The sequence below is a fragment of the Treponema denticola genome (assembly GCF_024181605.1).
Classification (GTDB): Bacteria; Spirochaetota; Spirochaetia; order Treponematales; family Treponemataceae; genus Treponema_B; species Treponema_B denticola_B.
Genome location: NZ_CP054477.1, coordinates 629706 through 642160 on the forward strand (window position 1 = coordinate 629706; position 12455 = coordinate 642160).

At 36.8% G+C, this 12455-nt stretch carries 14 protein-coding genes and 1 tRNA gene; 10 read left to right on the plus strand and 5 right to left on the minus strand.

What is annotated here, in order from left to right; all coding sequences use genetic code 11:
- Positions 1–2 precede the first annotated feature (2 nt).
- On the plus strand, positions 3–1214 hold the full coding sequence (locus E4N80_RS02745) for a ZinT/AdcA family metal-binding protein (protein WP_253700247.1): 1212 nt from the start codon (positions 3–5) through the stop codon (positions 1212–1214).
- Positions 1215–1247: 33 nt separating this feature from the next.
- Positions 1248–1586 (plus strand): hypothetical protein, encoded by a 339-nt coding sequence (locus tag E4N80_RS02750; RefSeq protein ID WP_253700248.1) that lies wholly within the window; start codon positions 1248–1250, stop codon positions 1584–1586.
- A gap of 47 nt (positions 1587–1633) precedes the next feature.
- Here E4N80_RS02750 and sufU read toward each other — a convergent pair whose 3' ends face one another.
- Entirely contained in the window at positions 1634–2080 is a 447-nt protein-coding gene (gene sufU, locus E4N80_RS02755; RefSeq protein WP_253700250.1) for a Fe-S cluster assembly sulfur transfer protein SufU, read from the minus strand.
- A 34-nt stretch (positions 2081–2114) separates the two neighbouring features.
- Entirely contained in the window at positions 2115–3317 is a 1203-nt protein-coding gene (locus E4N80_RS02760; protein WP_253700252.1) for a SufS family cysteine desulfurase, read from the minus strand.
- 153 nt (positions 3318–3470) lie between these two features.
- Between E4N80_RS02760 and E4N80_RS02765 the strand changes: the two genes are divergently transcribed.
- Positions 3471–3779 carry a BrnT family toxin gene (locus E4N80_RS02765; RefSeq protein WP_253700253.1) on the plus strand — a complete coding sequence of 103 codons (309 nt, stop codon included), beginning with the start codon at positions 3471–3473 and terminating at the stop codon, positions 3777–3779.
- Positions 3748–4062 carry a BrnA antitoxin family protein gene (locus tag E4N80_RS02770; protein WP_002679825.1) on the plus strand — a complete coding sequence of 105 codons (315 nt, stop codon included), beginning with the start codon at positions 3748–3750 and terminating at the stop codon, positions 4060–4062. The genes E4N80_RS02765 and E4N80_RS02770 overlap by 32 nt, the downstream gene beginning before the upstream one ends.
- 28 nt (positions 4063–4090) lie before the next feature.
- Here the strand turns inward: E4N80_RS02770 and E4N80_RS02775 are convergent.
- From E4N80_RS02775 to E4N80_RS02785, 3 genes are all read right to left on the minus strand, one after another.
- A tRNA-Val gene (locus E4N80_RS02775) sits at positions 4091–4164 on the minus strand.
- Positions 4165–4242: 78 nt separating this feature from the next.
- The gene (locus tag E4N80_RS02780; protein WP_366797277.1) at positions 4243–5745 is read right to left on the minus strand and encodes a peptide ABC transporter substrate-binding protein; all 1503 of its coding nucleotides are present in this window, start codon (positions 5743–5745) and stop codon (positions 4243–4245) included.
- A gap of 158 nt (positions 5746–5903) precedes the next feature.
- Positions 5904–7307, minus strand: a complete 1404-nt coding sequence (locus E4N80_RS02785; protein ID WP_253700257.1) for a TP0584 family protein — start codon at positions 7305–7307, stop codon at positions 5904–5906.
- 253 nt (positions 7308–7560) lie between these two features.
- Here E4N80_RS02785 and E4N80_RS02790 point away from each other — a divergent pair, with 253 nt between their 5' ends.
- From E4N80_RS02790 to E4N80_RS02815, 6 genes are all read left to right on the plus strand, one after another.
- The gene (locus E4N80_RS02790; RefSeq protein WP_002668328.1) at positions 7561–7854 is read left to right on the plus strand and encodes a hypothetical protein; all 294 of its coding nucleotides are present in this window, start codon (positions 7561–7563) and stop codon (positions 7852–7854) included.
- Positions 7855–7859: 5 nt separating this feature from the next.
- Positions 7860–8982 (plus strand): peptide chain release factor 2 gene (gene prfB / locus E4N80_RS02795; protein WP_253700258.1). Its coding sequence is split into 2 segments (ribosomal slippage): positions 7860–7925 and positions 7927–8982, totalling 1122 coding nucleotides; the frame shifts between segments, so codons are not numbered across the junction.
- Positions 8979–9299, plus strand: a complete 321-nt coding sequence (locus E4N80_RS02800; protein WP_253700260.1) for a response regulator transcription factor — start codon at positions 8979–8981, stop codon at positions 9297–9299. The genes prfB and E4N80_RS02800 overlap by 4 nt, the downstream gene beginning before the upstream one ends.
- Entirely contained in the window at positions 9296–10864 is a 1569-nt protein-coding gene (locus tag E4N80_RS02805; protein WP_366797144.1) for a DUF8525 domain-containing protein, read from the plus strand. Before E4N80_RS02800 ends, E4N80_RS02805 begins: the two co-directional genes overlap by 4 nt.
- Positions 10854–11732 (plus strand): signal recognition particle-docking protein FtsY, encoded by an 879-nt coding sequence (gene ftsY / locus E4N80_RS02810; protein ID WP_253700264.1) that lies wholly within the window; start codon positions 10854–10856, stop codon positions 11730–11732. Before E4N80_RS02805 ends, ftsY begins: the two co-directional genes overlap by 11 nt.
- Positions 11733–12455 carry a hypothetical protein gene (locus tag E4N80_RS02815; protein ID WP_253700265.1) on the plus strand — a complete coding sequence of 241 codons (723 nt, stop codon included), beginning with the start codon at positions 11733–11735 and terminating at the stop codon, positions 12453–12455.

Below are 12455 nucleotides of genomic sequence, written 5' to 3' on the forward strand. Positions count from 1 at the left end.
CTATGTCGAAGAAAAATTTTGGCGCAAAACTTGTATTAGTTTTGATGGTTCTTGCAGTTATTTTTACTGCATGTAAGTCGATGCCTAACACAATCGGAGGCATGAAAATTGAAGCCGGTAAAGAACTTGCCGCATGGAAGGGTGAGTGGGTTTCGCTGGATTCCGCAAAAAATGATCCTTCTTTAAATTCTGTATACAAAGAAGCGGTTGCCAAAATGGAGAACTATACCGTTGAAGGTTTCAAATTGGCTGTTGAAGGAATGTATAAAGCATCATTTTCAAAGATAAAATTTGACGGAACAAACACTGTTGTGTTTACCGTAAAAGATGCTGATGGAAAAGAAAAAGAAATTTCTTCCGAGTATGTTTACAAGGGAAAGGTTCCTGTTATCGGTTATGACGGATATTATTGGGAAACCTTTGAAGCTGTAAAAAATGTACGCGGCCTTACTATGGCAAAATATATTATCTGTTTTCCCCCGCATCGAGATTCTGAGGACGGTTTACTCCATTGGCATGTAAGAGCAGGCGGATCCAGTATTGATGCATTGGTAAAAGCCGATCCTATGTGGTGGCCTACCTATGTGTCTGCTTCAATGACAAAAGAAGAGCTTGTAAAGAATTTTAAAGATACTATAGGCGCTGTTGCAGGAATGTTCCCAAAATCTCCCTTCGATCCTTATGCAAAGGAAGGAAAATGGATGAACAGCTCTTTAATTTATGACAATACAAGTGCTGAAGTTAATGCAGCTTACGATAAAATCATTAAAGAATTTGCCGGTAAAAATCCTAAGGGCGGAGACTTTACAAAAGCTGAAATTATTGCCGAAATGAAAAAAGTATACGGCACGACAGATCTTTATACTCATATCGAATTTGTTACCGAAGACGGTAAGAACGAATTTGTAGTCTATAAGGATGAAAAAGAAATTCATCGAGCGGCTTATAAGAGAACTGCCGAAAATGCCTCCAAGCCCGGATTGCTTGCTGTGGTAACGGATAAAAAAGATGCAGGAATGTTTAAGACAATTTCTTTTACTAACCCTGGCGGAAGTCCTTTACATTTCCATTTTTGGTATGGTATGAACAATGCCGATTTTGCCAAAATTAAAGAAAAGCCTACATGTATACCTGCAAACACATCAAACAAAATGATTGCAGAGAGAGTTGAAAAATCTTGCCGCAAAATTTTAAAAGGTATTGTTGAAAAATAATTGTATTGAGATTTTTTATAGGAGAGAATAAAAATGAAAAAAAGAACAGCTGTTTTTATTTGTTTTTTAGTGTTGGGAGCAGCTCTTTTGTTTGCTCATGCCCCGATGTTGTATTGCTATGATAACGGTGATGGAACTTTTACCTGTGAAGGAGGTTTTTCCGACGGCTCATCTGCTGAAGGTGTAGAAATTCGAATCGAAAATCCTAAGGAAAAAGATGCAAAAAAGAAGGTTATACTTAAGACCAAGCTTGATAAAAAGGGCGAGATAACAATTAAGTACGCCGATATCAAGGTAAAAGACTTTTTAATTATCTTTGATGCAGGTCCCGGCCATGTGGTAAAAGTAAAATCAAGCGATATTGAAAAATAAGAGCTGATTTACATTTTTAAAAAGGGACTTTGTTTTTACACTGTCCCTTACAATAAACCTCCTTTTTTTTCGTTTAAAAGAACATCGGCACTGTGCCAGCTTAAAGTTGCACATTTTATACGTGCCGGCATTTCGGCAAAGTATTCCAAGATTTGAGCATCTTCCAATTCTTCCTTTTCTTCTTCCGAAATTTCTTTTCCGTTCATCATCTTAAAAAATATTTCTACCTTGCGTTTTCCTTCTTCGGCTTTTTTTCCTTTTATAAGTTCAATCAGCATATTTGTAGAAGCTGTAGAAATGGCGCAGCCCCTTCCTAAAAAGGAAGCATCTTCTATGATTCCGTTTTTTTCCCGGATAAGCAGGGTAAGGTCATCACCGCATGAAGGATTATGTCCTCTTTCTATCTTTACTCCTTCGCCGGAAAGTTCGCGGCAGTTTTCTTTTTTTCGGGAGTATTCTAGAATCATTTCCTGATAAATCGTATCTATGTCCATTTATGTTCCTTATCGATATTATTTTTAAGTTTTTTTAATCCTTTAAAAAAACGCTTTTTACTTTTTTTAAGGCTGTGATCATAACATCTATGTCTTCCTTGGTATTAAAAATAGAAAAACTTGCACGGCAGCAGGAGTTTATGTTTAGGTAAGCCATCAGGGGTTGAGTACAATGATGGCCGCTTCGAACCATAACGCCGTATTCGTTTAAGATGTAGGAGGTGTCATGCGAGTGCACGTCTTTTACATTGAAGGCGATTATACCCGCTCTCTCCTCAGCATCGGTTCCGTAGGTTTCTACAAAGTCAAGTTTTTTTAATTCCGAAAGAGCATAAGAGTCCAATTCTTTTACGGTTTTTTCTATATTGGCATAACCGATTTTCTCGATATATTCTATTGCATTTTTAAGAGAAACTATGGCAGCTGTATCGTGGGTTCCGCCTTCGTATTTATAGGGAGCTTCCTTAAACTCGCTTGATTCTTCTGTAACAAAGTTGATCATATCTCCGCCGTATAAAAAGGGCGGCATCTTGTCCAAGAGCTCTTTTTTTCCGTAAAGAACCCCGACACCGAAGTCCGAAAAAATCTTGTGTCCCGAAAAAACTAAAAAGTCGCAGTCAAGGGCCGACACATCCTGTTTGTAGTGAGCAATGGCTTGGGCTGCATCAACCACAACAACGGCTCCGCTCTCATGGCTTAGTTTTATTACCTCTTCTATAGGGTTTATAATTCCTGTAGCATTTACCATGCTTGATAGGGCGACCACCTTTGTTTTGGAAGAAAGTTTAGCCTTAAAGTCATTTATGTCCAAGGTGCCGTTTTTGTTAAGGTAGATAAATTTTACGGCAGCCCCCGTTTGTTTTGCAACAAACTGCCAAGGTACGAGGTTTGCATGATGGTTTGATACCGCCAATAGAATTTCATCTCCGGTTTTAAGATTCGATAAGCCGTAACAATAGGCAATTATATTGAGAGCCTCGGTAGAATTTTTTGTAAAGATAATGCTTTCAATTTTGTCGGCTCCGATAAACTCGGCTGTTTTTTTTCGTGTTTCTTCAACCAAAATAGAAGAAGCTATTGCAAGGGAATGAGAGCCTCGGCCCGCATTTCCGTTTGAGTGTAAAAAATATTCTTTTATACCTTCTATAACCGATATAGGCCTTTGTGCCGTTGCCGCCGAATCCAAATAATGAATGTTAGGATTTTGCATAAGCAATGGAAAATCGTTTTTGTACATCTATTTCTATGCTCCTTAAAGCCGCATTTCTCTTTATTTTACATAAAAATAAGTCTTTTGTCCAGCAATGGGGGAGTGGGATTCAGGGTAATTGAATTATAAAACCGAACTACATAAGTTGACAAAAAGTAATACATATTGTATAATAAAAATATGGAAAACGAAAAAACAACAAAGCATCTTTTTGAATGGGACTACGAGAAAGAACAGCGTAATATAAAAATACATAAAATCTCATTTGAAACTGCAAAACTCGTTTTCAATGATAACAACCGAATTGAATTATTCGATATAAACCACAGCGGGGCAGAAGACCGTATTATTACTATAGGAAAGGTAGATAAGGTGCTGTTTGTTGTTTACACCGAACGAGGAGAAAAAACACGGATCATATCCGCAAGAGCCGCCACAAAAGCGGAAAGGAGACTTTATGGCAATAGTTACATCGGTTTTACACGGTAACGAAAAACCGACCAAAGAACAAATTGAAGAGATTAGGCGTGCCGCAAAAATGCCCATTGTATACGATGAAGATTGCCCGCCCTTAACCAAGGAGCAAATAAAAGAGTTTGCACGCATAGCCAAAGAACAGCGCAAACTTCGAAAAAAACAGGTAGTAGCAATCCGGCTTTCACCTGAAACCGCTGAAAAAGTCAAAGCCCTAGGTAAAGGCTATAGCTCCGTATTAAGCCGTATTATTGATGAGGCCTTTCGAAACCCCGAACTCCTGCAAAAATGTTTATAAAGCGGTAATGAATGATTAAAGGAAGGATTGGGCGCTGACGGGATCGAACCGCCGACATTCTGGGTGTAAACCAGACGCTCGTACCAGCTGAGCTAAGCGCCCAATGACATGGATAATATTACAAATCACAAAAAATGTCAATACATATTTTGTAAAAAAATGAAGTTTTTTGCCGCAGTCTTATCGCTTCTTTTTGAGTTGTTGATTTAATTTTACAAGCCCCGGCACCGGCTGAGGCTTAATAAATTTTATAAACTTAAAGGGATGTATATCTATTGCATTTGAATACCAGCCGCCTATGGAGTAAATATCTATAATATTTACGCTTAACCTATAGGATATCGGAATAATCACGCTCTCTCTCAGCAAGAGTTCTTCTGCCTTGCTTAATATTTCGTACCGTTTTTTAAAGTCTTTTTCGGCGTGGGATTTGAGGATTATTCTTTCAAATTCCTGATTTTTCCAGTCCGAGTCATTGAGGTTGGAATTAGGCCGGAACATCTCCAAAAAGGCCAGAGGGTCTGCGAAGTCTCCTATCCAAGTGATTGTTCCCAAATCATAATCATTTGATTTTAGGCTGTTATAATAAGCGTTAAAAGAAATAAGCTTAACTTCGGTTTTTACCCCTATTTTTGACCATGCGGCCGATAGAATTTCGGCTAATTCTTGATAATATGTATTTTCGGGGATTTTAATTACTACCTTTTTTTGTTCTTCGTTTAAATTAAGCTTATTTATGATTTCTTGGGCTTTTTGCAGGTTATATTCATTTACACCCTGAATTTTGGGGTAGCCTGCAAGGGGAAAAATCAAAGTTTCAGCCTTTATAGGATAGCCCTTGCGTAATTCCTCATATGGAACAGCTAAAAGAAGAGCTTTTCTAAACTCTGCCGCCTTAATATTCGGAGATGAAGTCTTAAAGAAAAAATAATCCGTTGCAAAAAGAGGGTCTATATTTACACAACGCTGATCGCCTATTTTAGAAATCACATCACTTCTTGAAAGCCAATGAATCTTCCCTATATTGAATTTTTCGATAGCTTCTTCCTTGCTTAAATCGAGGAAGAGGTTTATTTGAGGAATTTGAACATTATCCTTATCCCAATAGTGTTCGTTTTTTACCAAAATCAGCTCTTTTTCGGAAAATTTTTTTATCCTATAGGCACCGCTTGATATGGGTTTAAAGCTGTCCCTTAATTTTTCTATTCTTTCTATGTTAGAAAATTTTAAGGCTGCTTCAAGTTGGGAAGTTTCAACTGCTGAAAATGCATGATGGCATAGAATGTTGGGAAGGTGCTCAATTTCGGTATTTGTGGTTACTAAAAGAACTTGCCCACTTTCGGCTTTTATTCCGACTTGATTTTTATTTTTTAGTTTTCCGTTACGGTAATCGGCAGCTCCGTCTATGCAGTCCAAAAGCGAAGCATATGGATGGTTGCCTGCGGGGTTTAAAAGATTCAGCCATGAATCAACAAAGGTTTGAGCCGTTATGGGCTTTCCGTTTTCAAACTTTGCATCCTTTCTGATTGTAAAACGCCACGTTCTTCCGCCTGAAACACTGTGCTTTTCGGCAAGTGCCGGAACCGGCTGCAACGTATAAGGATCGTATACAAAAAGGCCTTCACAAAGGGCCGTTAAGATTTGGGCTTCTCCCGCATCGAAGGCCGTATGAGGGTGAAGCATTGGTATCCCTGAAGTTATGGAAATATTCAGTTCTTTTTTTTGGTCTTCTTGCGAAAACAGGCAAAAGGATAATAAAAACAAAAATAACGTAAATAGTTTATTCTTCATATAGCGGATATTATATTGTTTTTTTTATTATTATTCAATCGGATTATATTTTAGATAACCCCAAGTTTTTTCATTTGGTTTACTTCTTCGCTGAGAGCTTGATATTCGGCTCGGTATTGGTTTGCCTTTATAATCGAATTTGTAATTGTTGTAATTTCTATCTTGATTCCTCTTATTTTACTTCTAAGTTCCGGTTTTACGTTTTTATAGAATTCGTCAAGCCCTCCAAGCTGTTTTAGGATTTCATTGCTGTCGCTTATGTATTTTGTGAGGCTGTTAAAAAGAAACTCGTTCGGCATTGTTTTTATTTTTTGATTAACAGCCGAATTCGGCATTAAAATACTTTGAAATAAGGCTATTTTTTGAAGCACTTCTTTTTCAAAAACGGAATAGTTAATTGTTTGTTTTTTTGTATTTTGATTGATATTATCGGTAATAATGATTGTTATATGTTTTTCAGGAGGCTCCAGTTTTAGTACCTGCCTAAGAATTTGTGCTAATTTTTTAAATATCGTATTTTCAGCCTTGTATACCATTTCTTGATTGGACTTTATTTTTTCCAATGCTGCTTTTAAATGAGGAGCTGAATTTGAAAGAACCCTTAAGCCTGATATTAAAATAGGCCTGTGATTGACTTCCTGATTTGAAAAAAAGCTTTCCTTTGGTTTAACTTCAAGGCGGGATAGAATTTCCTGTTGTAATATGGCCGAATCGTCACCGTAATCTTCTCTGATTATTTCGACTATTAGATCCGTGTAAAAAGGCTTTTTTCTGAACTTTACTGTGAATACCTTTTTTATTTCCCGTAGTATATTTGAAGGATTTGCACAATCCGCCTTGCTTATCTTTACTGAAGGTATAACTTCTCTGCGTATTAAAAGTTTATATTCTTCACGGTAAAAGATGGAAAGGCTTTTAAGCTGGGTATTGATATAGGCCTCACTTTTTCCAAGGTGGGCTACAGAATCCCGTAATAGGCTGTTTGATAATTGGTCCGGGCCTTTGAAAAGGTTATTGATTATATCTGCTATAGCCCTTGTATTTGTATGATTTGATGTATTTGTAAAATCCGACCAAATAAAGGTACTATTTAGTTCAAGGAGGATGGAAATTCTCTTGGGAGTTAAAAACTCGGTATTAAACTGATAATAATTGTTGACAAATTCCAGCATTGTTTCATAGTGGGCTAAGCGGGTGCCTATAACGCTAGCCTTTTCCGAGTCTGCAAAGTTTTCTTTGCTTGGAATTTCAACCTCAGTCATTTTACTGTCATATTTATAAGGATCATCATGGATGACCCGTTTTTTTAAAAGAGTGCTTCTGACTGCGTGGAGTGCACTGCTTTGAATATTGTAGTTTTCCCGCACTTTGGGAAGAATTTGAGAGTTAAACTCATTCCTTTTTGTTTCAAGGATTACCGAAAGTTCCTCAACAAAGTTTTTTCTATTTTCCATACCCCACTTATCGGCATTTTTCCCTTTTTGTATAAGTGGGCATCTCTAAAAACCTTGTTGGATTTTTAGAGATGCCCGACGAGTTTTTCATAAGTCTTTATATATTAATGACTTATGAAAAACATCGCAAATTAAATTTAAGGAAACCCTCTAAAAACTGATGTTTTTAGAGGCTCCCAAGTATATAATAAGTAAAGATTTTTACCGGCTTAGGGGTTTGACAAAGTTCTTCTTTTGTCGTATTCTGTTATACATGTTTGTTTCAGTTGTTATAGATCCGGGTGGAAGGGAATCGGCTTCTCATCTCGCAGAAGTTCTAACGGCCAACGGCTTTGAACGGGTTCAGCATGCCTGTTGGGAATCGGTAACAATAAATGATGAAGGCCTTGTTACATTAAAGCAGGATATAGACCGGGTTACCGATTATTATGACATTGTACGCCTCTACCAATATCCTATTCAGGATGTATTTGCCGTAACTACGCTTTATAAAAAAAAGTGGCGAAGGGTGCTTGTACGCCCGCCCGCAAAAAAGTTGGAGAATTAAACCTTATGGAAGACTATAGATCAAATTTAGAAGCCTTAAAAAACGATATCTCTAATATTTGGGGGCGTCTTTGACCCTGAGGCGGTTAAATCGAAAATAGCCGAAAAAGAAGCTATAACCTTAGCTCCCAATTTTTGGAATGACAGTAAAAAAGCCGAAAAAATTATGGGCGAGATAAAGGCCCTTAAAAACAGAATTTACCCTTGGCAGGAGCTTATAGATGGTGTTTCCGATTTGGAAGTTTTGATGGAGCTTTCGGAAGAATCGGAAAATGACGAACTGTCTGAAGAAATCAGCTCAAATTATAACTCTATTTACGAAAAATATAAAAAATTAAGTATATTGAGCCTGCTTTCAGGTGAGGTCGATAAAAACGATGCTTATCTTACAGTCCATGCAGGAGCTGGGGGAACTGAGGCCTGCGATTGGGCTGCTATGCTGGTGCGCATGTATTTGCGCTGGTGCGAGTCCAGAGGTTTTAAAACGGAGACCATCGATTTAATAGAAGCCGAGGGCGGAATAAAGTCTGCAACATTTCAGATTTCAGGGGAGTTTGCCTTCGGTCTTTTAAAAAGCGAAACGGGGATTCATAGGCTGGTGCGTATCAGCCCCTTTGATTCCAACGGAAGGAGGCATACATCTTTTACTTCGGTCTTTGCTTTTCCGGTTCTTGATGATACGATAGAAGTGGATATAAGGCCTGAAGACTTGCGTATCGACACATACCGAGCCGGAGGAGCCGGAGGTCAGCACGTAAACAAAACCGACTCGGCCGTACGTATTACCCATATTCCAACCGGAATAGTTGTTGCCTGCCAAACTCAAAGGAGCCAAATCAGCAATAGAGCCACGGCTATGAATGTTCTAAAATCGAGACTTTATAATTATTATGAAGAACAAAAAGAAAAAGAGAATATGAAGTTTGCTGCCGAAAAAAAAGGTATTTCTTGGGGCAATCAAATCCGTTCCTATGTTTTTCAGCCTTACACAATGGTAAAAGATCACAGGACAAAGTATGAAACGGGAAACATTCAGGCTGTAATGGATGGAGAAATAGACGAGTTTATAAACAGCTTTTTAAATACGAAGATTGAAGATATGAGTATTGATGAGGACGATGCTCTATGATATGTATTGTATGCAAATCCGAATTTTTGGCAGCCGATATAAGAGCAATATGTCTTTCTCATGTAAACGAAACAATTAAGATTTTGCCTCAAGTTTCTCTTTTGCATACATTAACCAATGAAGATGTCCGCCTCGTTTTTTTTGATTCAAACCTTTTTACGGATACGGCTTCTTTTAGAAAAAAAAGCCCTCATACCCAATTTGTTGTTATTTCTTCTATCGGGGATGAAGACCTTGCAGAAAAAGCTCTTATCTGCGGCGCTTCGGATTTTTTATTATGCCCATTTACTGAAAAAGGAGTTGTAAATTGCTTATGAGATTCTCCTTTAAATTGAAAAAACTTATTTTTTTATCCGCATTTTTTTTTATAGTTTCTTTTTTGTTTTCACAAAAGAATGAAGATGAAAATTCCGATTGGACTATTGCCGTTTCCGAATTTAAAACGGAGGGACTTCCTTCCTCTTATCAAAGTTATAAAACGATAGTGCCTGAAATGTTTTTAATCTACATGGATACCGGAGCAAAAAGAATAGTTCCATTTGAAGAAAAAAAAATGAGGGCTATTATGGAAGCTTCAAATAAAAAACTAAGGCTTATAAAAGAAAGGGCAAAACTTATAAAAGACAGAGATGAGCTTTTTTTGTCGGTGGAAGACAAAAAAATAAAAGACGAAAAAGAGAAAAAACTTACGGAAGAAATTTTAAAAAAAGAAAAAAGTATTTATGAGGCCGATATAGATATCAAAATTGAAGAAACCCGTTTTTTTACTTCAAGCCATCCTAAAAATATAAACTTATGGAAGTATGGAGAATCTTTATATAAGCTGTCTGAAAATGCCGACATAGGCGAAAGTTTAAAAAAAGAAAATATCTCGGCTCTTATTTACGGCTCGGTAAAAGATATTTCAGGCTACATGGTTATAACCGCTTATTTGGATATGGGGATTCCCGGAATGAAGGTTCACGAATTTTCAGGGGCCGGAAGATATGATGATGTTGAAAAAGTCGTCGAAATGATGGTGCGGCAAATATACACAATTATTCAAAATACAAAAGAAGTAAAAGTATTTTTTGATGTTAATCCTAAAAATACAAAGGTTTATATTGACGGTGAGCTGATACGGGATTTTTCAAAACCTATAATGCTGCGTGAAGGATTTTATCAAATAGGAGCTTCTGCTCAAGATTATGTTGAAGAAACAAAAAAGCTGGAATTAAAAAATAAGGCTGCCTATACCTTAAAAATTAATTTAAAAAAAGAAGAAACCGCTACAATCGGTTTTAATCTTAAAAGTGCTTCTCCAAATTTATTTTTTAAATCCCAATACTCTATTCGCATTCCCGGAATTATAACTGTACCTAAGATGAAGTCTATTTTTGAATTTGAGGAAAATGGTATTCATACCTTCGGAGTTTTTGAGCCTTCAAATAATAATTTTTCACGGCAAAATGTTCAAAATATGATTATAAAGTTAAACAAAAAAAATGTAAAAGCTTCGATAGAAACTCAACGAAAAATTTTATATTGGTCATTGGGGGCTTTGTACATAAGCCTGCCTATAACGATGATTTTAAATTCTAAAGTAGATGATCAAGTATACGCTTTTAAGAGCGGAAAAATTCCTTATACACAATCCGAAGCAGATCGTATAAATAAACTCGTACTGACCCAAAATATTCTTCAAGGAATTACGATTGCTTTGGGAGTCAATTACTTTATACAGTTGATAATCTATTTGGTAAAGGCAGATAGAGCCTTACCGCGAAAGATAAAACCTAATTATTCAGCTCCTGTTTATGAGGAAGTTAAGACTGATAAAGATACTGTAGTTAACAATAAAGATACGGTTATTAAAGATGAGGAGAATAAAAATGAAGAATAAAAGTTTTGCAGCCGGATTAAAAAAATTATTCGGTTTATATAAGGGGCCGGATGAATCTTTTTTTGAAGATTTGGTTGATACTCTGATAGAAGGAGATATAGGAGCTAAGACAGCCCTCGAAATTGAAACCTCTTTAAGAGATTTATGCAAAAAAGAAAAGCTTGCTTCTGAAGATGATGTTTTAACCGGTCTTTATAATATTTTATTACCCTATGTCAAGATAACTTCTTTAGTTCCTGAGAAAGACAAGGTTTCTATTTATCTTGTTCTAGGTGTAAACGGGGTCGGCAAAACAACATCGATAGGAAAGATGGCTCATTATTATAAAGAAAAATACGGTACGCCCATCATTTTGGCCGCCGGAGATACCTTTAGAGCTGCTGCCATAGAGCAATTAAAATTCCATGGAGAAAAAAATGATGTGAGGGTTGTCGCACATCAGCATGGGGGAGACCCGGGGGCTGTCATCTTTGATGCAGGAGATGCAATGGCTTCATCAGGCGGCGGCCTTGTTCTTGCAGATACGGCAGGACGGCTTCACAATAAAGAAAATTTGGTAAGGGAGCTTCAAAAAATAGACAGGATTGCAAAAACAAAGGCTTCCGAAGGCTGCTATAAAAAAATATTGGTATTGGATGCAACTACAGGTCAAAACGGTTTAAGACAGGCCGAAGTTTTCCATGAGGCTATAGGAGTCGATGCTGTCTTTTTAACAAAGTATGATTCTACGGCAAAGGGCGGTGTTGCCGTTACGGCAGGAAAAGAGCTTAACCTTCCCATGCTCTTTGTCGGAACCGGAGAAAAATACGAAAACATATCTCCTTTTTCGGCTGAAAACTATGTAAAGGAATTTATCGGAAAAATATAAATGAGTTTAAAAAAAATATTATATTTTGTTTTTATTTTATACTCTCTTTTTATTTTTGCAGACGGTTCGGAAAATTCTGATGTTCAATCTCCTCCTGTGACAGAAACGGAAAATCAAAATTTGCCTGCAACTGAAAATGCCGATACTACAGTGCCTTCCGGTACAGAAACCGAAAATAAAAATTTATCCGAAAACGAAAAAGATCCGGAGGAATCCGATAAAGGATTTGATTCCATTCAAAGTTCCGGACTTACAACCGGTTTCGGAGACCGATGGTTTTTTGAAGAACTTGATGACAACGGCAGACCTCTTCTTTCCGTTCTATATGAAAAAGATAAACTTATAGAAAAAAAAACATATACCTACACAGACGGTTATCCTGAATCTTGCGAAGTGGTTTTACCTGATAAGCTTATCAAAATAAAATATAATCAAAAAAGAATGGAGACCGAAAAAACTATTTACGATGCGGAAGGCAAAAACGAACTCGAAAAAAATATTTATACTTATAATGAAAATAATTTATTGATAGAATCGTTTTTAAAAAAAGAAGGAACCGAATATATTTCAAAGTATGAATACGGGCCTGAAAATAAACCAAAATCCAAAACCGACTTTGTCAACGGGAATAAAATTTCTTACACGGAATATATGACGGATAAAAAGATAGTTCATTTATTCGAATATGGAAAAGAAGTCGGTGTAATAGAGGAAGAAATATAA